We start from the raw sequence: 25,726 nt of genomic DNA on the forward strand, positions 1-25,726 counted from the left end.
TTTCTAAGTGACAAGACTCCTTAGAAACGTTTTTATTGTTAAAAAATGTCTAACTTTCACTTGAACTTGTTTCTTTTTCTTGAGGATGTACAAGAGCAAACTTTTCCCATCGTCTACTTTTCCATCTGAAGTACATAATAATTGCACGAGTCCATTCATCCGCTGCAATGGCTAGCCAAATCCCCGGCAGACCCAAATCTAATACAAATACTAAAAAGTAACCTAGCGGCAAGCTCATCATCACCATTGATAAAGCCCCAATGGCTACTGGAAAGCTTGCATCTCCTGCAGCTCGCAAGGAATTAATAATGACAATGTTCATCGTACGGCCAGTTTCAAGTAAAAGGCTTAGAACTAGAACAGATGCACCAATTTTAATAATTTGCTCATTATCCGTAAACAAACTCATTAACGGGATTCGGAATAACGTTACGATTGTTACCATAACCAGCGTGAATAATAGCGCCCATCTGACGCTCGACCACACGGATTTATACGCTTCGTCTTTTTCATTTGCCCCTACATATCTACCGACAATAATAGCTGTTCCCATCCCAATTGCAATCGCAAATAAATACGTGAACATCGATATATTCACCGCGTATTGTCTAGCCGCTAATGACTCTGCACCTAAATAAGTAGCATAATACAAAAACACAATCTGACAGCCTTGATACAAAATTTGCTCGAATGCGGATGGAAGACCGATCTGCAATATCTTACGAATATACTCTTTGGAGATTGTAAAGTAATAATGAACTTTCACTCGATATTCCATCACTTGATAGAGCAGCCAAAAGAATACAAGTAAAGCGATAAAACGACTAACTACTGATGAAATAGCCGCTCCTTGTACACCTAGTTCCGGGAATCCAAACTTCCCAAATATTAATACATAGTTCCCGATGACGTGAATAATATTCATCCCTAATGAAACAAACATCGTCTGTTTTGTATAACCATGCACCCGAATAATCGCCGCTAGAGCATTGATGACTGCTTGTAGGAAAATCGCTCCTCCTACAATAGACAAGTACTGCTGTGCATGGAGTAGTACATCTCCTTGCAGGTTCATTGCTGTCATCATGCCCTTAGAAAATAATAGGAACCCAATACTTAGAACAATTCCGACTCCTAAATTCAACGTCACCGCTAATCCAGAAATTTTCGAGGCCTCTATGTATCGCTTGGAACCTAAATACTGTGATACTACGATAGCAGCCCCGTTTCCTACTACTTCTAATATTAATATAGCTATATGTATGTATTGATTTGCCGCTCCAACCCCAGACACCGCATCATCTGATAGGCTACTTAGCATAAACGTATCCGCAATACCCATTAACATAAACAAAAATACTTCTAAAAAAATGGGCCAAGTTAAGTGAAATAAACTCAACTTCTCCCCTAACGTTTTCTTACCAATTGTCACATCTATACCTTCTTTACGTATGCATTTTTACAATAAGAAGTATCTTACCATAGATATAGCTATCAAACTATAGCACAAGTTCCTTCATTAACTTTTCTTCTGAAAATAAGAAATCATTTTATAACTCCTTTTTAATAAACATCATTCTAATGAACAGATCAAATAGATAATAGAGCATGGAACAAAATAACCCACCTATCAACAATGTTTTTCCATAGATAAAAAAGTCGATACCCCAAAAAGGATAAATAAGAATAAATAATAGTCCAGTAAAGCCAATTCCGAAAACAATATTCAAAAGAAACTTAACAAGTTCAATCCCTTTTTCCCGTTTATTAGCTATGCGCTCGGCCCAAATGGAAGAGAAAATACCATACGTGAAAATTATAGGAACCGCTACTATACTTACCCCTAAGCCAACTTCAAAATAAGCATTATATGGTTCCATTAAAATGATCGGCCATAGAAAAAAAGAAAGCAAAGAAGTTAAAAACGCAGCTAATAATTTTCTTTCTCCCATATAATTCTCCTATTCGCATTTTATTTACTCATTATTACAGCTCAATTATAATGATACAAAATTGGTCAGTCTAATTATTTTACTAGTAGAAAAATGTCGGACTTTAACGCTATTAATATGCTACCGTTTGTTAAATTATATTTACTAGCAGGATTAAATTAGGGAATTGTCGAATAGAGTACTCATTACAACAAAGGAGGTTGGAAATGCAGATGTCCCATTTTATTTCTCGTATCGCAACCGTAGAAATACCGGTGAGTAATTTGGATAGCTCGATTGATTTTTATATAAAGGTACTAGGTGTCCATATTGAATCTAAAATGGAAAAAACAGCTATGCTTTCATTTCATCAAAAAGGTGTCCCTACTATATATTTAGTTGAAACAGAAGAAATTCATCCTCTTTCTTTTACCAATACTAATTCAAATGCAATGCATAGTGTAATTGATTTCTATACTCCAACTTTAAAGGATTTCTATCATTGGCTGAAGAAAAACAAGGTAGAAATTGGACCCCTTAATATCAACGAAGAAGGTATTGGTGGTTTTGGATTTAAAGATCTCGATGGAAATTATCTAAGTGCATGTAATATTGAACATATCGGACAATAATGTCTCCTATAAAAAACACGTTTGACTACTTATGTGCAATCAAACGTGTTTAAACATGTATTGTGTAGTAGGGCTATTCGATTCCCACATGTTTATGGATGTATTCTTTCAGTTCCTCCACAGAAATATGCATTTCATTAATTAATAGACTATTTTTTACATAATCTAATTTATCTCTTTCAGTCGCATACGACTGAATGTGTAAAATATTATCGATATACATTATCCCCTCATTTGTTATTTGATAATTGATGTTACTAACTAATCCAGCATTATTAAGCTTTTCATTAATTTGATTCACTTCTTCGCCTAATCCCTTTTTTAATACTTCTCCTAATTCCCCGAATGATTCTTCTTTATCCTCCAAAAAGTTACAAATATAATAAGCCAGTAGCGCTTCTTCTGTTCTCGTTAAATTGCCCATTTACTTAATCCCCATTTCCCTTTTTTCATCCTTATTTCCTTTCTTTCATACTTCTAAACATTAAAATGACCTGAATCGACTTTCCATTCAGGTCATTTCATCTATTCGCTTAGTACTTGCTGAATATCTTTTTCACAGGTTTCAGGATGATCTTTTGGAGCGTATCTTTCTACAATATTGCCGTTTTTATCTACTAAGAATTTAGTGAAATTCCATTTAATACTATCCGATAAAAAACCTTTACTATTGCTAGTCAAATAATTAAATAATGGATGAGCATCCTTGCCATTCAATTTCACCATATCGTGCATTGGGAACGTTACACCATAGCTCATACGACATGCTTGTGCAGCTTCTTCTGCATTGCTTACTTCTTGATGAAATTGGTTGGAAGGGAAACCTAGTACAACTAGCCCATCTTCTTTATACTTCGCATATAACTTTTCTAAACCATCGAATTGATTGCTGAATCCACATTTCGTTGCCGTGTTAACTATTAACATAGGTTTTCCTTTATACTCACTTAACTCATATTCTTCACCATTGGATTTTTTTACTTTAATCTCATAAATACTCATTTTCATTCACTCCTCTATTTTTGACAAAAAGGTATTTAGATTTTTTATATGAGACATGAGTGGTTGCGCATTCATATCATAAATATTGCAACTCGTAAATTTATCTATGGCTTTTTCTATTTCCCCTAACTCTAATCGAGGTTCCATATTCTTTGCAAGTGAAGAGTTTACCTTTTTTCCCCTTTTAAGCTCCAATAAATAACGCACATTGGCTAATCGCAATAAAAAATGCTGCATTTGTAATAGGGGAATCTTCCTTAATTTCTAACTGTAGCGAGAACTCTTCTCCAACTTCCGCTTTCCACCGAGCAATTTCTTGGTCGTTATGCATAAAGCGAGACCAATCATCCATTTCTTTGTCTATCATAATGGTCTTATTACCATCTGTAATCATGAGATCTGGAATTAATTCTTTCCACTTATCATATGCAATCATATATTTTCGTTCGTGCAAGTAGTCAACTGCTTCATAATAAACTCTACCTTTTCGTGAAACTTTCTTACACATGAACACCAGTTGATCGTTTGTGTCATATACATTGTAATGAAGAAAGTAGCGGTAGTCCCATAACTTATCCGCGAATTTTTTTAATCCATTGGAATAATATCTTTGGAATTTATAAGTAACAATACCCTCTTCATTAAAGACTGAGGTCATGGGAGTTATGTCTATAGCTATTGGTTGTTTATATGTGTAGGTATGCATATTTATTTCTCCTTTAAGCATTGGCGCTAAGCACTTACTAAGTGTAATAATAGCACGATTCTCGCTGTCACATGAATACTATCCATTTTTACACATACAGTTTAAATCTAATACGTAAAAAAATCTACATAACTAATATATGCAAAAGACTTGAGTTCAGAATATCGCTCAAGTCTTTTGCTTTCAATAGTATTAATTGGTCAGTTGTTGCTCCTTTGGTTTGATTAATGTATAAATAATCCCTCCGAAAATAAGCAGAATGCCGACTGATTGTAAAATAGAAGGACGAAAATCTAAAATAATTGTGTCGAGTAAAATCGCAACCACAGGATCGACAAATACTAATGCCGAAATGACAATCGTCGATAACTTTCTTAAACTATCGAAAAACAAATAATAAACAAATCCTGTATGTATTAAGCCTGTCCCTAATATATAGAGCCAATTGGATGTGTTTAAGCCTTGAAATACATCAAAGTTCATAAATGGAAATAGCACGAGGATACCAATTGTCGTCTGAACAAACGTCATTGCATACGCACTTAGCCCATTTATACCTTTTCCAAGTAGCATCGTCATTGCGTAACATAATGCAGACAGTAAAGCCCATACAAATCCAGAACTCATCAAGTCAGCTAATGAAGTGAAGTTTTGAATTCCTATAATAAATATACTTCCAAGAAAGCACACAAGAATTGCTAAAAGAGATGCTATTGTCATCTTTTCTTTTAAGAACAAACTTCCTAATATTAAAACAAAAATAGGCGCTAGATTATAAATAGAGATGGCAACCGTAATAGACATCTCCTCAAATGCTTTAAATAAAAACACCCAGTTTAACACTAAGAAGACACCACAAATCATCGTTTGAATGACTTCCCGCTTCTTCCAAGCTTCTACTTTGTGCTGCCCAGTGAGTACCCAGCATAAACCTAAAAAAAGTGTGGCACAAATACATCGAACAAATACTAATTCTGCTGCTGGAATACCCGTCTTCCCAGTAAAAAAGCCGATAGAACCGAAAATTGCCATCGACAATGTCATCTTCAGCATTGCTGCTCCATTCATGCTAACTCAACCTTCCCCCTATACTAAAATCCTTTAGACAATAGTCCTCTAAGGGTTTTTAGTTTTCTGTGTAACTTTGTTATAGCCTTTCATTTGCTGCATCAAAAAGAAAAATACACCAAGCAGTACAATAAAACCTCCAATAATTTGCGAAGTAACCAGACGTTCTCCCAAAATAATAGCTGCTAAAATCGTTGCACCTACTGGTTCTCCTAAAATACTCATGGAAATTGTCGTTGCATTTACATATTTTAATAGCCAGTTATTGATCAGATGGGAGATGGTCGGAACGACAGCAAGCAAAATAAAAATACCCCATTCTTTTGCTTCATATCCCCCAAGTGTAACTCCTGTTACTACGTTATAGATAATTAATGCAATTGCTGCAAAGCCAAACACACAAAAACTATAGATCCAGTGGGATACTTTTTTCACTGCACTTTGACCAATGAGTAAATATCCAACAACGGCAATCACACTTAAAAAGGACAAAATATCTCCGATAATAGCATTCTTACTTAACCCGAAATCACCCCAACCAACCATCACCGCTCCAATGACAGCAATACCCATCGTCAACAAGGCTGAAGTAGTTGTTCGTTCCTTAAATAAAAAAACGCCTCCTATTAGAGCAATAATAGGCTGTAAAGCAAGGATAATAGTCGAACTAGCTACTGTGGTTAACTTTAATGAACCAAACCAAAGTGCAAAATGTAAAGCTAAAAACATTCCCGCGAAGAACAGCAAATACCACTCTCTTTTCGAGATCTTTGGAAACTCTTTTCTTTTAAACCAAACGATTGGTACTAATAGTAAACACGCTAGTATCATGCGATACATACTTAAGATTGTTGCCGGTGCATTGGACCATTTTACAAAAATTGCAGCAAATGAAATTGCAATAATAGAAATGATTAATGGCAATACAATGGACTTTGATGCATTTTCTTGACTCACTTTTTTACCCCATTCTTATTACTTTCGTAATTTATATTATAACTATCTACAATAGACTATTGTAACAAACATTCATTTAAAGATAACAGAAAAAAGTCAACAAAAGAAACAGGTGACTTTTTAAAATCAATTACTTTATTTTCAAATAGTAAATTGGTTCTGGATGATGTCCTTCCTCTAAAGGAAACTAAAGAAATATATATTTTACACGGAATAAAGTATAGTTGATTTCCGCTGGAGTCGTCGCCTGCCGCTTCAATCAACAATGAGATATGTTCGTATTTTAATGACAAAGTACTACTTATGAAATTAACTCAATTATGTTAAATTCGTCTTTTTATTTGCTAAACAATAAAAAACTTCTCATCTATTGATAAGAAGTTACTTAACGATCTCGTTTCCACTTTCTATATTTATTCAAAACTCCTTTTCCTCCTGTAGTGGCAAGTAAAATGCCAGACAGCACGATACCAGTCAGAGCCGTAATCAGAGAAATCCATTCAAAAAAGGAATACCCTGTTACTTTGGACCAATCCGTCATTCCTTTCCAATCTTCTATTACTAAGTTCATACCGTATATTCCTGATATAACTGTGTAAACAGTTAGCATAAACAACAGCATATTATGCCGCTTATTTGTTTGATTATCCTGCGAACGATAAAGATCATCCACAGTTCGTTTTACTTCTTCAAACAGGTGATCTAAATTAAATGATTCCCGCAATATATGCGTAAATTCTTTCCCCTCTGCACGAACCGATACTTCTTCAAAATAGTACCTGGAATAGAACTTGGAAATAAGCTCAATCAATTCTTCCACATATTCTTTATCTTTTCTCCAACTTACTTCACTATGTTCGAAGGAAAGCTTTAATAAAATTATTTTATAATAGTAATGGAGCATTAAATTATAGTAATGAATGCTCATAAATTGAGATACTTCCTTGTTTAATTGATGTGTTTTTTTTATAGATATAGTCGTTTGTGTATGCTCGGAAGTTATCGTATATGTATTCGGCGCCCATCGGTCATGCACTCTTTTTTGTATATAACGTTCTATATAGTCCAAATTAGTACTAGATATAAAATCATCTCCGTTTAAATCTTTTCCATCTAATTTGCCCATTCGATATAATTGATCGTTTGTAATAGTTTGACTATCACTTATTAAAAACGCTGATGACAGCATACGCTCATCTTCAAAAAACGCGAGACTTCCATAGTTGCCTTCTAGTTTCTTATTTCGAACAATATACGGCTTTAAAGGAGAACAGAGATAGTCTAGTACAAGTTCATTCGTAGTAGTAAACGTCCGATCAGATTGATGAATCTGTCCTCCTTTTTCCTCTTCCAGCTTAGGCTCTAATACTCGAAAATGAGACATAAAATCTAATACATTTGTTAAAGTTTCTTTTTCCTTATTCATTTCTGTACGAATTGTAAGTAGACCAATTCCAAAAGGACATAATGTAATATCTACACTATTCACGAGGAAGTCTATTTCATTGTCATTTAACTCCCATAGAAAGGATTCTTTTATTCCTTTAGAATAACGCAGAAATCCTCTTTTTTTCGTTGAATAAGGAAATAATTTATCTTCAATAAACGGCAGAAAAAATTGATCCAATTCTTCATGTCGTATTTTTATATCTTCCCCATAGTAAAGATCTTGAAGCTTCTCTTTCTCCAAGCTAAAGAAGGTAAATTGATGTTTTTCCAGCTGCTCCATTAGTTTCGTACGTTCTCTCTCGTGAAAAGAAAATGGAAATAAGTATGTCATGTAAGCCTTGGTGATATCAAGAGGTTGGATTTTGATCTGCTTCACCATAAATGAGTACCCCCATAGTTATCGTTCTAGATAACCCTTTATACCCACCTTCGAAAGGAATTCAAACAAAATACAGTACTTCCTATACTCGCTTGGAAGCACTGCATTCATAAGATTTATTTCTTTATTTTTTTAAAGTCAACTTCCTTACCGAACTCCGTTTGACTAGAGCCATTTTCTTCTTTATATTTTTGGGCAAACCATTCGTTTAATTCGCTATAGCTAAGACCTGAGTTTGCATTTTGTCTTTTCACTTCCTCGATATCTGTCCCAGCAACCGTATAATTGGATTGGTTCTTTTTCATTTATGTCATCTCCTTTCTTCATGGTTAATGAAAACTTAGATTAACCTAAAGAAAAAAAGTCATACATGTAAATCAAAGAACTGAGCCAAATCAAAAAAGCGAGTAGAAATATACATCCACTCACTTTATTGATAATTATGCTAGACTACCTTTGTATGCTAATTCTTTTACTTTCATCTGATCTGCTTTACCTTCTAAAATGGACTCTACGTCTAGTAATGTTTGTGACATGGATACTGCTTTTCCTTCTTTTCTAGAAAAAGCTTCTGCAACAAAAAATGGTTGTGTGAAATAAGCTTCTAAGCGTTCCCCACGTGCATACTTTTCTAATTCAGTATCCGGAATTTTTTTAATCCCATGAACAGTTACTATCGAACGTAATTCTCTATATCGACGAAGTAGTTTTTGCGCACGCTGTCTCAAATTAAAGTGACGTTGATCTAAATCCACACCTTCTATAATAGATGACGTGGAATAGATTGGGTGAACCGCTGGGAATAGATGACGCGAAGCTAAATCTGCATCTAATTGCCAGACTGTTTCTAATGGACCATAAGGCATATCTTCATCAACCACTTCACCTGAAAGATCTAATAAAATAGTCGTGATGTTATGCATTCTTTCAGCCACCAATTTTTCTTGTAGATCTAGAAGCTCACCAGATTCAATATAGCTCTTATCCGTTATAAAAATGATGTCTCCAGATAGCTCTGATAATTTCTCAAACGTATCGTCAATCGACTTAGTAATATGGTCAGCTAACTCTGTCGTCCCATCTAACTCACTATGTTCAGCCTTTGGTAATAAAAATACTGTTGTATAGTCAATCTCTTTAAAACGATGCATCAATTCAGCCAGAATAACAAGTTGCCCCATACCTGGGCGAGCAACCAATCCAGTTGTTCCTCCTTTAACTAGTGGTGCAAAGAAATCCAACGTTTTAATTTGCGTTTCAATCATATTCAACTTCTCCCCTCGTATGATCAATTCATCCACCGTGCAATTTGCTAATCCCGCTAGACCCACAAGTGTCCTTACCTCTGCTTTTCCTAAATCAATTTTTCCTGTACACAAATTTGATACTGTGGCAGGTCGAATCCCTATTGATTTTGCTGCAGTCGTTAAATTTGGTACCTTTCTTCTTAGTAAAGCCACGTTTAATCGAATGTCATCCATAACATTCCCCCATTACTTTTAATAGTAATTTATTTTACCCTTAAAAGCAACTTTATTTTATTTAAAAAGTAAAAATATTTACGCTTTAAAATAAAAAACAGCAAAATTAAAGCACCAGTTCATACACAATCTAAGATTTGTGATGGACCTAGTGCTCATTATTCGACTTATGCTAACTCCCATTTCAATTCAATTTACGTTCCTTCAACATATTAAATAGTCTTATAATAAAAAATCGTGGCATGTAATTCGCCAGTTGCGGATTTTGCATAGTTGGGAATTTTTCCAGCTGAAATAAAGCCTAATGAAGTATATAGGTGAGTAGAAGGATCTCCTTCTCTTGTATCCAGAACGAGTAACGATCTTTCTTCTTCAACAGCTCTCTCTTCTGCCGCTTTCATTAATAAACGTCCAATACCATTACGGCGATAACTAGGGTGAGTCATTAATTTGGCAATTTCAGCTCGATGAATACCATTCTGTTTCGCACATAAATGCAACTGGATACTTCCAATTATCCGATTGTTTCTTTTAGCGACAAAAAGAATGACTCCTGGATTTAAAACGTCTTCCCAATATGTCATAGCATCCAGCAGGTCCAAAGGTGGTAAAAATCCGACTGATGCTCCATCATCTACTACTTGAATTAGAAGCTCTGAAAGTTCCTCCATCTGTTCTTCTGTGGTTATTAGTTGTTCTATTTTCACTTCATTAATCATTTTTATCACCTCAAATTAATGTGTTTTTCTTTTATAAAATTAATTCGACAGAAATTGGAATTTACCTTTTTATTTGTTCATTACGCAAAGAAATAACTCACTAGATGGAGTAAAGAGCTTTATTAAAATCTTGGAGTAAATTGTACATTCCAATTATTCCCCTATTTTTTAAGATATTAAATCTACTTCGATATCATAATAAAAAGGCAGAAAACATCTCCGCTTGATGTTTTCTGCCTCTTTTCTCTATTCTATTACCAAACAAATAAACCAACAATCATTGCACTTAATAATGAAACAGCAATACCGCTTACAAGAAGCTTCCAAACGTTTTTGCCAATAATTGATGCTTTTCCTTCTGATAAAACTGAACTGTAAGTTCCATAAATCATACCAACTGTACTAAAATTCGCAAATGACGTTAAAAATGTTGTTGCTACAGCAATAGTATGCGGTGGCAGTGTATCTAAGTGATTCATTAGATCCATCATGGCAACAAATTCATTCGTAGCCATTTTGATTCCCATTAATTGTGCTACATACATCGCATCATTCCCCGTTAAACCAAGTAAAAAGGCAAATGGACTGAAAGCGTATGAGAAGATTTTTTGAATCGTAAGACCATCTAAAAACACACCTAAAATTCCGTTTAAAGCAGCAGTAAGAGCTACATATCCAATGATCATCGCTAAAATAACGATCACCATATTCATACCGACTAACATACTATTAGAAATAGTTGAGAAGAAGTCCTTTTTTTCCGATTTTGGCGGAACGTATACGATGTCTTCTTCCTTAGGTACATGAACAGGATTTAAAAGACTCACTAAAATCAGTGCATTTAAACAGTTTAACGGAATTGCAGTAAATACATATTCTGCTGGAACCATGGTTAAATAAGCCCCAATAATCGATCCACTTATACTACTCATCCCCATAATTCCAAAAGTGAGTAAACGATTATCCTTTAAGACAGAAAGCTGATCACGAATAACGGCTAATGCTTCCGTGTTACCTAAGAACATCATTTGAATGGAGAAAAAGCTTTCTAGTTTAGGCAAGCGTGACACTTTGGAAATAACCCAGCCCACCTTATCAATGATCCACGTTAAAATACCGAAATAAGATAAAATGTCAAAAAAGGTTACGATGAAAATAATCGGTAGCAGTGCACTAAAGAAAAAGTCTACTGTTTCATTTGCCATAGCAGTTGGAAATACAAAGGAAATTCCTTCGTTCGCGCAGGCAATTAACCATGTAAAGAAAGAAGCGATCTTATTAATGATCAAACCGCCAATGTCTGTTCCTAGCATAAACCATGTAATAAGTAATTCGACAACAATTAGAGAAGCAATCGCTCTCCATTTCACTTCTTTCTTTTTCGGAGAACATAAAAACACGGCGCCAATCACTACAAAAACGCCTAAAATATTTAGTAAAAAGTACATGTAAGCAGCCCCTAGATGTGAATTAATAAAATAAATAATCCCTTATTTTTCATAATTTCTGTCAAAAGAAAAAGAATGAAAAATAAGGGATTCAGAGAAGGAATAGTACACTATCCCCTTCTTCATACAAAATTTAATCAAACTTTTCTGTAGTCTAGTATTTTACGGTTACTAGGTAGAAACAATCAGGCCATATTTCTGATCATATACAAGAAAAATTTTATTGTATCAATTGATATGAAGAAATATTACTCGTTCCCTTTTCAAGAATCAATACGTTAACCCTTATTCGTAATAATAAAATTAACGTAAAGATTCACAAACATCTATTAACTTGTACGACCTAGTATGAACGAAATTCTTTTTTTCATACTGATTAAGTACATATCAAACATTGTATTCGTCTTTGTTTTTCCCTAAAATAATATAGATTGAATTGGAGGAATGGTTATGAAAAAAGGTTATTTAGCAAATGGGTTATTTGGTTTAGGAGATAGATTGGTTAATGAATTGGTCGCAAAAGAGGTACGTGCTACGATTCCTGGAGTGGATTTATATGTACCACAAGAAAATATGTCCATTAATGACAAATCGGCTTATGCAGATAGTCTTGCAATAGCAAGTGCCGACATTAAAGCATTAAAGGAGAGCGACTTTTTAGTTGCCATTATTGATGGAGTTGAAATTGATGCTGGGGTTGCTGCTGAAATTGGTGCATTTTCCATGTTGAATCGTCCTATTTTCGCGCTCTATACAGATACACGTCAACAAGGTCGTGACAACACGAAAAAAATTGATGCTTTAGTGGCAGATGGAACTGAAAACCAATTTATGTATCGCAATTTGTTTGTCGTTGGTTTGATCAAACAAAATGGTGTGATTGTAGACTCTATTGAGCAATTAGGGGATGCATTAAAAACTGCATCATTTTAATATATCTATATTAGAAAATCCTGTGTATATATCAACATGGGATTTTTTAATTTCAGCCACTATTTTATCAACTTTAGATGTTTTGAAAGTCTATGAATTAGTGTTCCTACAGCTTCAATTGGGATTCCTTTTTAACAACGGATTCCCTTTCCTATCTTTTCTTCTTTTAATAATAAATAGTAAAACCAATAGATAAGGGAATTTCTCAGAAGCCCCAAAAATAAAAATTTGCAAGAAAAATATCCATTGCTCTTCTGTAACAACACTAGAATAATTTAGTTACTATAGACCTACTAATCGATTCTTATTGGATAATAAACAAATAAATTGTCGTACGCAAACAATCGTTCATCATTACTATTTTCATCAATAATTCCACCATCTACTTTAGTTAAATGCGCCTATATACATATATTCAACAAAAACTTGAAAAATAGATAAAAACTGTTAACGTTTAAACCGATAATAATCCAGGTGGTCTCTCCTCACTTAATATTCATGATTTCCCATGAACATAAATGGGTAATTTTACTAATGAAGGGAATAACCACTAGAATAATTTTTATAAGAAAAGAAAGGATTGAATGTATGTCGCAGCAAGAACAATGGAAATCAAAACTAGGGTTCATATTAGCTACCTCAGGATCTGCAATTGGATTGGGAGCAATATGGAAATTCCCCTATGTGGCTGGAACGGGTGGAGGTGGAGCATTTTTCCTAATCTTTTTGTTGTTTGCTTTCTTATTAGGATACCCGCTATTAGTCGGTGAATTCATTGTAGGTCGCAAGGGGCAAAGTGATGCTATTTCTATCTATAAGAAGCTTGCTCCTAATTCGAAATGGCACCTTTTAGGCAGAATGGGAGTATTAATAGGTATCCTAGTCTTATCGTTTTACAGTGTTGTTGGAGGTTGGATTATTCTCTATTTATTTAAAGCACTTACTGGAGGACTTAATGGACTTTCGCAAGAACAGTACGGAGCATTATTTGGAGAAATTATCTCAAATCCATTTTCAACGCTACTTGGTCAATTTATTTTTATATTAATTACGGTCCTTATCGTTGCACAAGGGGTTCAAAAGGGTATTGAAAAAGTAAGTAAAATCATGATGCCTATTCTTTTTATACTGTTTATAGTCATCGTTATTCGTTCACTTAGTTTAGACGGAGCTATGGAAGGGGTAAAATTTTTACTTGTCCCTGACTTCACAAAATTAACATCCGAATCAATTTTATTTGCTCTAGGACAAGCATTTTTCACTATTACTTTAGGTGCTTCAGTAATGGTTACTTATGCTTCTTACCTTCCGAAAACACAAAATCTACCTAGGTCTGCTTTTTCAATTATTATGTTGAATTTATTTATCGCTTTATTAGCGGGACTTGCGATTTTTCCAGGTGTATTTTCATTTGGCATAGAACCAAATGCAGGACCACCATTGGTTTTTGCTGTATTACCAGCAGTGTTTAGCCAAATGTCCTTCGGGATATTCTTCTTTATTGCTTTTTTAATTTTATTTTTATTTGCTGCTTTAACTTCTGCTTTCTCGATGATTGAAATTGCTGTTTCAACAACAGCCAAAAATGATCCTTCTAAGCGAAAGAAACACACATGGCTCTTTGGTATGTTGATTTTTGTTATTGGGATTCCATCTTGTCTATCATATGGAATAATGGCAGACGTTAAATTATTCGATAAAACGATATTTGATTTAGTCGATTATGCAGTGAGTAATGTAATGATGCCTTTAGGTGCATTGCTAATTTCTATATTTATTTCTTTGAAAATATCAAAAGAAGAATTATATGAGGAAATGAAACAAGGTTCTAAAGTGGGTAAACTATTCTTTAACGTTTGGTACTATCTATTAAGATATTTAACTCCAATTGCCATTATTATTGTGTTTCTTGACGTACTAGGGTTATTAGATTTATTTACAAAGTAACAAACAACTATTTTACATATTATACGGAGGCTTAACACATGACAACTATGAATAAACTACAACAATTATTTCCAAGTGCTGATGGAAATCAACAACAAAGAGATGAACTATTAGGCCATTTTAAAACAATATTAACAAAAATGGATGAATTAAAGGATCCTTCTAAATTAACTTTAGGTGAGATGCCTAATTATACCGAGGATTACTACAATCAAATCATTCAAAGTGCATTAGTACCTGAAAAAGGTGTTTCTATGGATGTAACGATAGAAAAATTAATGGAATTGGTAAAAGGTCACCGTTTCTTAAATAGTAACTACGTAGCCAATGCAACGCCATTACCTAACATCGCTAGTATACTTGGGAACTTAGTAATGGTTCTCTTAAACGGTAACAATCTTTGGGATGTAGATGGTTCAGCTGCTGCCAATGCAGAAGTACGAGTAACTAGTATGTTATCCAAATTAATTGGCTATGACCCAAATGAAAGCGCAGGGTATACTACATGGGGAGGACAAGGTGCAGTATTTAACTCTTTACGCTTAGCAATTGCACGCCAATTTCCGGAATCAAATAAAGAAGGTATTCCAAGTAACCTCTATTGTTTCTGTTCTGAACTCTCTCATTTTAGTCTTTATAAATCCGCAGAAGCAACAGGCATTGGTGTAAATAACATGGTGCGTGTAAGAGCAAATGACGATCATTCAATGGATTTAAATGATTTAATCAAAAAAATGGAAGAAGTAATAGAGAATGGTGGAATTCCTGTCTATGTTTTAGCAACAATGGGTACAACAGATACATTTGGTATTGACGACCTATATGGTATTAAACAAATATTGAAAGATATTGAACAACGCCACAACCTAAATCCTATTTATATACATGCTGATTCAGCAATGGGTGGGATGTATACTTTCTTTAATGATTACGATTTTAAAAATAACCCACTTCAATTCGAAGAGGAAGTATGTGCAGTATTAAAACAATATCAAGTTCACTTCCAACATATGAATATTGCTGACAGTATGGTTTTTGATTTTCATAAGTTAGGTCAAACTCCATACATTACAAGCTTGTTCCTTATGAAAGATAAAACGGATCTACAATACTTGGATTTAGATGCTTCTGAAACTCCATATGTTGGTAGCCGCGGATATGGCAGCTATCATACAAGCTATACATTAGAATGCTCTAGAATGGGAAGTTCAATTTCTATTTATACTTCTTTATTAGCATTTGGATTAGAGGGTTATCAGCAAATATTAGCAAATTATTTGCTTGTGAATATTTCCTTTAGAAATGCTTTGAAAAAGGAATTTTCTAATGTGGAACTGACGAATGGAATATCTCCGGTTACTACTTTTAGATTTTATCCAGAAAATATTAAATGGCGTGCCGAACTTGATGGAAATCTAACAACAACAGAAGTAACGGAAATTAATCAATATAATGAGGACTTTGCTGAATTAATCGGATTAGATAGAGATGTTATTTTCTTTGGTAACACAAAGAAACAACGACTTATATCTGTTACAGATTCTCCTAAGCGTTTGCCAGTATATGTCCATAAATTCTATACTACCTCTCCTTACTCAACTGTAGAAGAAGTACACAGATATATATCGTTCTTAAAAGAACATATGGTTATCCATAACAAATCACTTGTTTTGATTTAATAACATTCAAAAAAACACCTTCGTTAAATGTACTTATTAGTACATTTCGAAGGTGTTTTTTATTGTCTTATCAATTATGCTTTAAACTTCGTTATCATTGATTGTAATTCATATGCTAGTACATTTAGTTCTTTTGCCGCATCAGATAATTGATTAATGGATTCTACTTGTTGCATTGTGCTACCTTCAATTTCATACGTAGAATGTGAATTTTTCTGCGCTATTGCTGTTAGATCATTAACAGAGGCAGAGACTTCTTCTGTTCCTGCTGAGATCTCTTGTGATGCAGCAGAAACTCCTTCAATTTGATTTGAAATTTGGTCTGCTATTTCTTTGATTTTAACGAACATTTCACCTGTTGTATGAGCAATTTTTGTACCTTTATCTGCTTCAATCGTACCGATTTTCATAGATGAAACTGCATTCTTTGTCTCATTTTGAATTTCTTCAATAATTTTCGAAATTTTCTCCGTAGATTTGCTAGACTCTTCCGCTAATATTCTAACTTCTTGTGCTACTACAGAAAACCCTTTACCGTGTTCTCCAGCACGAGCTGCTTCAATTGCCGCATTTAAAGCTAGTAAGTTCGTTTGGTTAGAAATACCAGTAATTACATCTAGAATACTTGTAATTTCATCGGAACGCTCTTTTAATAAACCAATAATGTTACTTGAGTTCTGCACAGTGTCATTGATGATTTCCATTTGAGAAACAACTTTGCTTATAGCGTCGAGACCCTGCTCTGCGTAATCTTCCATATTTTTCGATATAACAGTAACGTCTTGAGAAGAATTTGCTATAGAACCGATTTCATTCGCGATTTGTTCGATGGCGCTTGCTGATTCAGTAACAGACACTTCTTGTGCTTGTATTCCCGCTGTCATTTCTTTAATGTTTTCACTGATTTTTATAGAATGGTCTTTTGATTGATCTGTAACTTTTGTAACTAATTCAGATGATTGTAATACTGTGTCAGAAGTCTTTCTTATACTCTGAATCATCGATTTTAATTCATACGCCATCTCATTAAAAGCTTCATTTATTTTCCCTAAATCATCTTCTCTTGTAGGTAACTTAATATCAAGATTTCCATTTCTCATCTCGTTAATACCAAATGATAATTGTTTCAATGGCTTGAAACTTCTTCGTGTAAAAATCACTTGTATAAGAACGATAATTATCATTGCAGGAATAAGGATCAGTAATGAATTAAACAAGAACTCTTTTGTTCCGTTCTTAACCATGCTCGCATCAACATCTACTCCGAAGAAAGCAAAGACTTCACCGGAAGAATTTTTAATTGGATACATAACTGTAATCCATGTCCCTAATAGATCATCATAAATTTCTGATGCCGTTATTTCTTTTGTTTCATTCATTTTTCTAATAGCTTCAGCGGTTGCCTTAGGATGCTCGTTTAAGTCACCTATTTTCATGTTGTTTTCTTTCAATACTTCCACAATGTGCGTTGGGTTAGCAATAATAGCTGATTTATTTCCTTCTATTAATTCAGAAGTAAAAAGATATCCTTGGGCAACATTTGGGTTAGTTTTAGATATATTGTCAAACATAGCTATCAACTCTGTTTGAGCCTTATCATCAAAATCCTTCTCATTGGCTGCATCTTCTACTAACTTAGGATCAATAGTCTTTCCCCAAAGAACTGCAATTTCTGTTGCTTGTTTTTCCATTTCAGTTGTTAATACACCATTTTGAACTTTTAGGCTGGAAACGATAAGTACGACTCCCACTAAGAGAATTAATGCCGTTGTTGTAGCAATAGATTTTGTCACAAAAGATAGTTTTTTAAATATATTCATAGAAAATCTCCCTTTTTTTTAGCAAATCTTATATCGACAATAATAAGGTAATTTTTAACCATCAATTTTTAAAAAACTGTAAAAAGGGCAAATTAAAACATTTCCAGATGAGGGACAAGGTGGAATATTGCGATGAAATAGGAGCTAAAACTAAATGTGGATATTTTGTGTCATTAGGATTAAAAACGAATACGAACTAATCCAACACCCCATAAAATTTGCATAGAAATTTCGGTGGTGCATTTTTTTATATTATATTGGGTGCCGAAACGATCAGTTAGTGGAGCAAATATTTTTACTATTTCATTCGAAATACGAAGCTATTTTTTCTTCCCTTGTAATAGCTGATACACGTTTTCGTAAGTATAAATATCCAAAGAAAAAATTACTAGTAAAGAAGCACGTGTGAGACCACTAAAGCTCCATTCGAAAAGGAGAAGGAGAACTTTCCTCTAACAGCGAATTAAATACCATTAGGATTTTGTAGATATTTTAACATCAAAGGAGGAATTCGATGACATACATTATAACCGATCATGTTGGAAGACAAGTGAACATTTCCATTCCACCAAAACGCATCGTTTCGATTTGCCCAGCGATTACAGAAACACTCTTTGCTCTAGGTCTCGAAAGTGAAATAGTTGGTCGGACAAAATATTGTATTTTCCCTGAGGGAATAGTCGAAAACGTGGCGATTGTTGGAGGGACAAAGGAAGTAAACGAGGGAAAAATTCGTGATTTACAACCAGACCTTATTCTAGCTGAAAAAGAAGAAAATACAGAAGCAATCGTGCAAGCACTTGAACAAATTGCACCTGTTTTCGTCTTAGAGGTTCGTTCAATTAAAGAGGCTTACCGATTTATCCATACACTCGGATTTCTGACAAATAAGGAACAGGTAGCAGAGCGACTCATTGACTCTTGTAAAGCAGTATTCCCTTCTCCACATGTTCAGAGTGGAAATGCTGCTTATGTAATTTGGCGAAAACCATACATGGTCGTTGGCAGAACTACTTATATTAATGATATATTACATACGCTTGGATTGCATAATCCCTTTGCAAACGAAGTATCGAGATATCCCGCGGTAACGAAAGAGGAACTGGCAGATGCAAATCTCGATGTCCTTTTGCTCGCTTCCGAACCATTTCCTTTTCAACAAAAACATATAGCAGAATTTCAAGCTTTTCTACCAAACACCAAAATCGTATTAGTAGAAGGGGAAATGTTTTGGTACGGGGCAAGAATGGAAACAGCAGGAGAGTATTTGAAAAAAATAATGCTATTCCTGTCATAATGATTAATATACAAGGACCGACTAAGGCTAGTAGAGTGTTAATTTGCAGCTGTTACTTCTACACTTCCTGAAAAAATTCTCAATATAATCATGAAAAGAAGTGTTTTTCTATCAGTAACAACGACCCCTTCCACCTATAATTTGCCGTATCAAATTTCATAATTCCTTCTAGATTGTCTGCAAGCTTTTCCACTTTTACCAAAGAAGCATTTTCGTTTAGAAAATTGTCTCTCTACAAAATAGATCAGTTAAGGAATTTGATGCCTAGAAAGTTCATTGAATTCATATAATAAACAATAGAAATAAATAGAAAAGGAGAGATCATCACGATTCAAAAGAGGTACAGAAGACGCAATACAGTAGCATTTACGGTATTAGCTTATTTCACATTATTTGCAGGTGTCTTTATGTTCAGTATAGGTCTTTATAATGCGGATAACTTACAGCTAAATGAAAAGGGATATTATATTGCGGTTATGATTTTAGTGGCGGTTGGAGCGATCCTTACACAAAAAGTCACACGTGATAATGCGGAGGATAACGAAATCATCGCAGAGCAAGAACAAGAACGCCAAATGAGCAATGTTAGAATTCCAACTAAGGAATCGTAATTTACTTTAATGTAGACTCTGCTAAATTAGGGGTGACGAAATGGCAACTGATTCGTGACCAACATCCTGTTGCCCCAAGGAGGCTTGGCAGTTCATTCGCGGAAAGCGAGTGGATTTTCGACATTAACAGCATCGTTTAAAAGAGCCTTAATGTCTAACCATTTAATACCCGTAATAAATAAGAAAAAAACCTGTGTATTATATTTACACAGGTTTTTTACATTGTATTTTGATGAAGACAAAATTAGATCTTTTTAACAAACTCCGATTTTAATTTCATCGCTCCAAAACCATCAATTTTACAGTCGATATTATGATCTCCATCCACTAAACGAATACTCTTTACTTTCGTTCCAATTTTTAACGTAGATGAACTTCCTTTTACTTTAAGGTCTTTAACGATCGATACAGAATCACCATCGTTTAAGACATTTCCATTTGAATCTTTAACAATCTTTTGATCTTCATTATTTTCTTGTTCTTGTTCTGCCTCCGCTGTCCACTCATGGGCACATTCTGGGCAAACAAAAAGACTTCCATCTTCGTACGTATATTCTGAATTACATTTTGGGCAATTTGGTAAAGCAGACATAATTATATTTCCTCCATTCGTTCGCTATTGTCCATTCTAATATAATAGTCTTTGCCATACAACAACTAATGCCATTCCTATGATTCCATTTTAGTTTGGTTTATGCTAACCTCAACCTCTTCAAGGATTGATTTCTAGTTCCTGTATCCAATGAATATGCCCATTTGTTTCGGTGTTAATTTTAAATAATTTACTGTCATTGTGGGGATAACGTATAGAGGGTTTTTCGAAGTGATGAACAATAGCTGTGTATATGTGTGTAACTTTTGATGAATTTCGGTTAATTTCATTGTTATTAAGTGTGAACAAAATGATTATGTGTGTAACCTGTGGAGAACGTATGCTATATACATAGTTGTTGCGCAACTTTTGTAGATTTAGTACACAATTGGGGAAAAAGTGTTTATAAGTCTGCTTCTATGATATTTGCTTTTCTCCATGAAATGCAAAAAGACCAAGTTGGACACGTAAGGCATCGCTTGGTCTCCTGCCAATATGATATATATCCATGCCATTTTATCGCTTTCTTTTTTGGCATTGACACTTATTTTTGAACCACGAAGTTCTCCATATATCGATAAATCGCATGAGCAACCCCATTCTCGTCATTTTTAAGGGTTGTCGTTGTACAAACAGTTTTTATGACATCTTTCGCATTTCCCATCGCTACGCTGTATCCAACTTTCTGGAACATGGATAAATCATTGTTGCTATCCCCGATTGCCATAGACTGATCTAAGGAGCCGTTCATCAGGATAGCCAATTTTTCGAGGGCCATTCCTTTTGAAGCTCTTTTACTTGTAATTTCAATGTTATGATCAGCAGATGAAACAACCATCAACTCATCAAACTTTTTGAATTGGTTCCATGCACCCTCTAACTTCTTATTATCAAAAGAACATGCTAAAATGTTATAGAATTCTTCCTCTTGTTTTAAGATATCATGATAATCTTCAACTAAAACATATCCAAACTGATCAAATTGCCTTTCCGCTACTTCAACTAATTCTTTCATATCTGTATTCAAATCTGTGTTTTTCAAACTATTAATCTCATTCTGGAAATGTTCTCTGCCCTTTTTAAGAGAATAAATGGCTTTATCAGTAAACACTTCGTAATAATAATTCCGTTCATCTAACCATTGGAGAATAGATTGGACACAATCTTTAGTTATCGTAATAGAAGAAATGCACTTTCCGCTTTTTGAATGAATAGTTGCGCCATTTGTCCCGATTACAAATGGGGAAATCCCAGCTTTTTCACAAATTGTTTGAACATCAAAATAAGCCCGTCCAGTTGAAATAACTACTTCAATGCCTCTATCTTGGGCATATTCAATAGCCTTTATATTCTCTTCACTAATTTCATTCTTGTTGTTTAATAACGTTCCGTCTAAATCTATCGCAATGAAACTCATGCTATGTAGCTCCTTTTCTCATTCTAGCTATTATATTATCTTTTTAGCTATTTTACCTACGATCAATAAAAATCTAATCATAAAAGAGAGAACTCACTCTTCCATCTCGATATGTCCTTTTATAGATAGACTATGCTAGATTCCAATTGATTTCCTCTAATTTTGAATGATTTCTCCATTCCTCTGGAAATGGTTGCTCACAGACAATCACATCGACTTTTTCTATAGGACAAACTTTACAAAATGTGTCGACACCAATTTTAGAGTAATCCGTTAGCAATATAACTTGCTTTGATACCTCGACCATCTTTCGTGAAACTAATGTTTCATGTAAATGATAATTACTAACCCCACTTTGAATGGAAACACCACCAGCTGAAATGAACGCTTTATCAATATTAAATTGATTTAACATTTGTTCAGTGAGACCGCCGCTTATAGATTGATGCTTTGGATCAATTTGTCCCCCTAATAATAGAACTTGTCCTGTAAACTTATTTTGATTGAGCTTTTCGGTTAACACAGACGACACAGGAAGAGAATTGGTTAAAATCGTAATGTCTTTTTTATTTTCAATACACTGCGCAAATTCAAGCATGGTTGTCCCTACATCGATGGCAATCACATCTCCGTTAGAAATGAGTTCTACTGCTTTTTTCCCAACCTTGACCTTCGCTCCTTGATTCACCGTCGTACGCTGTGTAAATGGAGGCTCCTCAAATTCAAAGACTGTTTTAATCGCTCCCCCGTAAACCCTTTTTAAAAGTCCTTTTTCCTCTAATATCATCAAATCGCGTCGAATCGTTTCCTCTGAAACATTAAATTGTTCAACTAATTCCATCAATTTTACTTTGCCCATTACGTTAAGTTCTTTTAAAATTTCATTCTTTCTTTCTTCTGGAAAAACAGACATACTTCTTCCCCCGTCATCATTTTATAAAATAATGCATTCTTTCTTCGGTACAAGAATATGAACGCGTTCTCCTTGCTCAAACATATTCCCTCGGTGGTGAAGATAGTCTACAAGGAAAGCGGACTCCTCTGTTTCTACTTCATACCTTAATACATTCCCTATCATGGAAACATCTTTAATTAACCCTTTAATTACCCAGTTCTCTTGTAAATCCAAGCTATCCTCACCAACAGAAACTAATTGTAAAACTTCAGGACGAATCGCGACTTCATTCCCTTTTATTTCTGTGCTGCGAACAAGTTTACGGAAAACTTCCAAATCACAAACATTATAATTTCCAATAAATTTTGCAACAAATGTATTGACTGGAGAAGTGTAAATTTCTGATGGAGAACCGGATTGTACAACTTGTCCTTTATTCATGACAAAAATTCGATCAGACATCGTCATTGCTTCTTCCTGATCATGAGTAACAAAAATAGTTGTAATATCTAATTCTTTCTGTATTCTCTTTAATTCTTTTTGCAAACTTTTTCTAATTTTCGCATCCAATGCACTTAATGGCTCATCCAAAAGCAGTACTTTCGGCTCCATGACAAGCGCACGGGCAAGAGCAACCCTCTGCTGCTGCCCACCAGATAACTGATGAGGATAAGATTCTTCTTTTCCTATTAAATCAACCATATCAATCATCTTTTTCACTCTTGATTTAATATCTTTTACCTTCTTCATTTTGAGGCCGTACGCGATATTGTCAAAAACGCTCATATTCGGGAAAAGCGCATAAGACTGAAATACCATACCGACTTCACGCTGACGCGGTGATAAATTAGTAATATCTTTTCCATCAATTAAGATTCTTCCTAAATCTACGTCTTCAAGCCCCGCAATAGAACGTAATAATGTACTTTTTCCGCATCCGCTTTGCCCAAGAAGTGTAGCAAATTCTCCTTTTTTTAATTTGATAGAAATGTCATTTAAAACGACTTGATTTTCATACCCCTTAGTCACTTGATCAATGGTTACATAGCTCATTATTTTTCACCTTCTAAAGTAGTATTTTTATGAAAAGAAAGAATTCGCTTCTTATTTGACACGACAGGTTTTTTTTCGTTTCTAAACGTAAGTTTTAATACAGCCCCCGTTAAAAGCAAAATCACTGAATAATAAGTAATAACAATTGCACTTGTTAAGTGACCACTGCTATTTAGTTTGTCGGCAAGATAAATTTGAAGAGTTTCAAATCGGCCCCCGACAAGCAAATTGGCAAAAGCAAACTCACTAAATAAAAGAGCGACTGATAATAAGGTAGAAACTAAAATACCAGATGTAATATTTGGAAACACCACCGTGCGAAACGCCTGGAATTTTGTAGCACCGAGTAGTTCAGCTGCATTAACAAGTTGTACAGCATTAACCGTACGAAGACTGTTACGAATGCCTTGATACATAAATGGCAGAATCGTTATGAAATAAGCACCGATTAAAATCCAAGGTGTACCGGCAATTTGAATCGGTCCATCTGAATATATCTTGATTAATCCAACAGCTCCAACAATGGGTGGAATTCCGTAAGGAAGCATAGCTGCTGCTTGAAGTAATCCTTCCCATTTACTGAAATATACCGTGATGATAAAGATAGTCGGAATCATAATAACAACACTAAGACCTACAGTCATGACAATTAAAAACAGCGTTCGTTGAAAAGCATCATAAAACCGTTCATCTTGAAATAATTCAATATACCATTTCATTGTATAACTCTCAGGTAAAATGGTATGATCCCATTTACCGGCAATCGAGAATAAAAATGTTCCTACAAGAGGAATTAATAAATAGATAACTAATAACCCAACAATCACTTTATGAATAGTCAATGAAGATTTCATCGTAAATCCCTCCTAATGCGACGCATCATTCGTCCATTAAACCACATCGCCCCTATCATAGTCGCTGCTAGAAGAACTCCCAACGCACTGCCTAACTGCGGCTTTAGTGCAACGTCACTAGCAACCAGAGAGGCAATTTGCAATGACAATAAGTTATAGTTGCTGCCGACTAATGCATAGGCTGTAGCGTAAGCTCCCATCGCATTAGCAAACAAAATACTGAATGTTCCTACAATACTTGGTAAAAGAACTGGAATCCCAATGCGAGTCCAAAATGATACTGTTGACCCTCCTAATAATGAAGAGGCTTCTTTCCATTGTTTCTTAATTCCTTGATAAGAAGGGTAGATGAGCATAACAGCAAGCGGAATTTGAAAATATACATAAACAAGAATGAGGCCTGTCCATGAATACAAATTAAAATCCGCAAACAAATCCCAACCAATCTTTGAAAAAAGCAATGTAAACAACCCATTGTTTCCAAGTAAAATAATATATGAAAATGAAAGGGGAATCCCCTCAAAGTTCGAAGTCATATTGGTAATCATTAAAAAGCGATTTTGTACTTTTTGTGAGAACTTTGTAATCGAATAGGCTGCAATGACTGCTATAATCACAGAAGTTACAGCAGAAAATAAGGAAATGACAAGGCTATTTTGAATGGCCTGTAAGTAAAATTTACTTTTAAATATGGTGATATATTGACTTATCGTAACTTGAATTCCATCGTCTGCATAAAAACTATTTTTAATCATTGCCACTAATGGTGCTATTTCAAATCCAATCACAAACAAAATAAATGGCAGTAAAAGAGCTAATAAGTAAATTTTTTGTTTTTTAATTTTTCGCAAGACTT

At 34.5% G+C, this 25,726-nt stretch carries 25 protein-coding genes and 1 riboswitch; of the genes, 6 read left to right on the plus strand and 19 right to left on the minus strand.

The window, feature by feature from the left end:
- Window positions 1-49 precede the first annotated feature (49 nt).
- Together MHB48_RS18975 and MHB48_RS18980 are read right to left on the minus strand one after the other, a co-directional pair.
- The gene (locus MHB48_RS18975; RefSeq protein WP_342601430.1) at window positions 50-1,438 is read right to left on the minus strand and encodes an MATE family efflux transporter; all 1,389 of its coding nucleotides are present in this window, start codon (window positions 1,436-1,438) and stop codon (window positions 50-52) included.
- Between the two features lie 112 nt (window positions 1,439-1,550).
- Window positions 1,551-1,952 (minus strand): hypothetical protein, encoded by a 402-nt coding sequence (locus MHB48_RS18980; protein ID WP_342599406.1) that lies wholly within the window; start codon window positions 1,950-1,952, stop codon window positions 1,551-1,553.
- A gap of 206 nt (window positions 1,953-2,158) precedes the next feature.
- Here MHB48_RS18980 and MHB48_RS18985 point away from each other — a divergent pair, with 206 nt between their 5' ends.
- A complete protein-coding gene (locus tag MHB48_RS18985) occupies window positions 2,159-2,563 on the plus strand; it encodes a VOC family protein (RefSeq protein ID WP_342599407.1) in 405 nt (134 codons plus the stop codon).
- Between the two features lie 73 nt (window positions 2,564-2,636).
- Here MHB48_RS18985 and MHB48_RS18990 read toward each other — a convergent pair whose 3' ends face one another.
- The 10 genes from MHB48_RS18990 to MHB48_RS19035 form a co-directional block, all read right to left on the minus strand.
- Window positions 2,637-2,987, minus strand: a complete 351-nt coding sequence (locus MHB48_RS18990) for a hypothetical protein (RefSeq protein WP_342599408.1) — start codon at window positions 2,985-2,987, stop codon at window positions 2,637-2,639.
- 101 nt (window positions 2,988-3,088) lie between these two features.
- Window positions 3,089-3,565 (minus strand): glutathione peroxidase, encoded by a 477-nt coding sequence (locus tag MHB48_RS18995; protein ID WP_342599409.1) that lies wholly within the window; start codon window positions 3,563-3,565, stop codon window positions 3,089-3,091.
- Between the two features lie 184 nt (window positions 3,566-3,749).
- Complete coding sequence (locus MHB48_RS19000; RefSeq protein WP_342599410.1) at window positions 3,750-4,271, minus strand: hypothetical protein; 522 nt, start codon at window positions 4,269-4,271, stop codon at window positions 3,750-3,752.
- A 192-nt stretch (window positions 4,272-4,463) separates the two neighbouring features.
- Window positions 4,464-5,339 (minus strand): DMT family transporter, encoded by an 876-nt coding sequence (locus tag MHB48_RS19005; RefSeq protein WP_342599411.1) that lies wholly within the window; start codon window positions 5,337-5,339, stop codon window positions 4,464-4,466.
- Window positions 5,340-5,387: 48 nt separating this feature from the next.
- Complete coding sequence (locus MHB48_RS19010) at window positions 5,388-6,296, minus strand: DMT family transporter (protein WP_342599412.1); 909 nt, start codon at window positions 6,294-6,296, stop codon at window positions 5,388-5,390.
- A 385-nt stretch (window positions 6,297-6,681) separates the two neighbouring features.
- Window positions 6,682-8,124 (minus strand): hypothetical protein, encoded by a 1,443-nt coding sequence (locus MHB48_RS19015; protein ID WP_342599413.1) that lies wholly within the window; start codon window positions 8,122-8,124, stop codon window positions 6,682-6,684.
- A gap of 116 nt (window positions 8,125-8,240) precedes the next feature.
- A complete protein-coding gene (locus MHB48_RS19020; RefSeq protein ID WP_340924420.1) occupies window positions 8,241-8,429 on the minus strand; it encodes a hypothetical protein in 189 nt (62 codons plus the stop codon).
- A gap of 135 nt (window positions 8,430-8,564) precedes the next feature.
- The gene (locus MHB48_RS19025; RefSeq protein WP_342599414.1) at window positions 8,565-9,605 is read right to left on the minus strand and encodes a hypothetical protein; all 1,041 of its coding nucleotides are present in this window, start codon (window positions 9,603-9,605) and stop codon (window positions 8,565-8,567) included.
- Window positions 9,606-9,817: 212 nt separating this feature from the next.
- Entirely contained in the window at window positions 9,818-10,324 is a 507-nt protein-coding gene (locus MHB48_RS19030) for a GNAT family N-acetyltransferase (protein WP_342599415.1), read from the minus strand.
- 254 nt (window positions 10,325-10,578) lie between these two features.
- Window positions 10,579-11,772, minus strand: a complete 1,194-nt coding sequence (locus MHB48_RS19035; RefSeq protein ID WP_342599416.1) for a nucleoside transporter C-terminal domain-containing protein — start codon at window positions 11,770-11,772, stop codon at window positions 10,579-10,581.
- A gap of 130 nt (window positions 11,773-11,902) precedes the next feature.
- Window positions 11,903-12,004, minus strand: a riboswitch (purine riboswitch).
- Between the two features lie 218 nt (window positions 12,005-12,222).
- Between MHB48_RS19035 and MHB48_RS19040 the strand changes: the two genes are divergently transcribed.
- From MHB48_RS19040 to MHB48_RS19050, 3 genes are all read left to right on the plus strand, one after another.
- A complete protein-coding gene (locus tag MHB48_RS19040) occupies window positions 12,223-12,705 on the plus strand; it encodes a nucleoside 2-deoxyribosyltransferase (RefSeq protein WP_342599417.1) in 483 nt (160 codons plus the stop codon).
- A 588-nt stretch (window positions 12,706-13,293) separates the two neighbouring features.
- The gene (locus tag MHB48_RS19045; protein ID WP_342599418.1) at window positions 13,294-14,652 is read left to right on the plus strand and encodes a sodium-dependent transporter; all 1,359 of its coding nucleotides are present in this window, start codon (window positions 13,294-13,296) and stop codon (window positions 14,650-14,652) included.
- Between the two features lie 47 nt (window positions 14,653-14,699).
- Window positions 14,700-16,331, plus strand: a complete 1,632-nt coding sequence (locus tag MHB48_RS19050; RefSeq protein ID WP_342601431.1) for a pyridoxal-dependent decarboxylase — start codon at window positions 14,700-14,702, stop codon at window positions 16,329-16,331.
- Between the two features lie 74 nt (window positions 16,332-16,405).
- On the opposite strand, the gene MHB48_RS19055 is transcribed toward MHB48_RS19050, so the two are convergent.
- Window positions 16,406-18,151 carry a methyl-accepting chemotaxis protein gene (locus MHB48_RS19055; RefSeq protein ID WP_342599419.1) on the minus strand — a complete coding sequence of 582 codons (1,746 nt, stop codon included), beginning with the start codon at window positions 18,149-18,151 and terminating at the stop codon, window positions 16,406-16,408.
- A 514-nt stretch (window positions 18,152-18,665) separates the two neighbouring features.
- Between MHB48_RS19055 and MHB48_RS19060 the strand changes: the two genes are divergently transcribed.
- Both MHB48_RS19060 and MHB48_RS19065 read left to right on the plus strand, forming a co-directional pair.
- Window positions 18,666-19,448: a helical backbone metal receptor gene (locus MHB48_RS19060; RefSeq protein ID WP_342599420.1), complete on the plus strand. Its 783-nt coding sequence runs from the start codon at window positions 18,666-18,668 to the stop codon at window positions 19,446-19,448.
- A gap of 329 nt (window positions 19,449-19,777) precedes the next feature.
- Entirely contained in the window at window positions 19,778-20,059 is a 282-nt protein-coding gene (locus tag MHB48_RS19065; RefSeq protein WP_342601432.1) for a YiaA/YiaB family inner membrane protein, read from the plus strand.
- Between the two features lie 244 nt (window positions 20,060-20,303).
- Here MHB48_RS19065 and MHB48_RS19070 read toward each other — a convergent pair whose 3' ends face one another.
- The 6 genes from MHB48_RS19070 to MHB48_RS19095 form a co-directional block, all read right to left on the minus strand.
- Window positions 20,304-20,651: a zinc ribbon domain-containing protein YjdM gene (locus tag MHB48_RS19070; RefSeq protein ID WP_342599421.1), complete on the minus strand. Its 348-nt coding sequence runs from the start codon at window positions 20,649-20,651 to the stop codon at window positions 20,304-20,306.
- A 544-nt stretch (window positions 20,652-21,195) separates the two neighbouring features.
- Window positions 21,196-22,068 carry a Cof-type HAD-IIB family hydrolase gene (locus MHB48_RS19075; protein WP_342599422.1) on the minus strand — a complete coding sequence of 291 codons (873 nt, stop codon included), beginning with the start codon at window positions 22,066-22,068 and terminating at the stop codon, window positions 21,196-21,198.
- A gap of 130 nt (window positions 22,069-22,198) precedes the next feature.
- The gene (locus tag MHB48_RS19080) at window positions 22,199-22,981 is read right to left on the minus strand and encodes a DeoR/GlpR family DNA-binding transcription regulator (protein WP_342599423.1); all 783 of its coding nucleotides are present in this window, start codon (window positions 22,979-22,981) and stop codon (window positions 22,199-22,201) included.
- 21 nt (window positions 22,982-23,002) lie between these two features.
- Window positions 23,003-24,016 carry an ABC transporter ATP-binding protein gene (locus MHB48_RS19085; RefSeq protein ID WP_342599424.1) on the minus strand — a complete coding sequence of 338 codons (1,014 nt, stop codon included), beginning with the start codon at window positions 24,014-24,016 and terminating at the stop codon, window positions 23,003-23,005.
- Complete coding sequence (locus MHB48_RS19090; protein ID WP_340924447.1) at window positions 24,016-24,870, minus strand: ABC transporter permease subunit; 855 nt, start codon at window positions 24,868-24,870, stop codon at window positions 24,016-24,018. Before MHB48_RS19090 ends, MHB48_RS19085 begins: the two co-directional genes overlap by 1 nt.
- On the minus strand, window positions 24,867-25,721 hold the full coding sequence (locus tag MHB48_RS19095; protein ID WP_340924449.1) for an ABC transporter permease: 855 nt from the start codon (window positions 25,719-25,721) through the stop codon (window positions 24,867-24,869). The genes MHB48_RS19090 and MHB48_RS19095 overlap by 4 nt, the downstream gene beginning before the upstream one ends.
- Window positions 25,722-25,726 lie beyond the last annotated feature (5 nt).

The sequence above is a fragment of the Psychrobacillus sp. FSL H8-0483 genome, assembly GCF_038637725.1.
Taxonomy (GTDB): domain Bacteria; phylum Bacillota; class Bacilli; order Bacillales_A; family Planococcaceae; genus Psychrobacillus.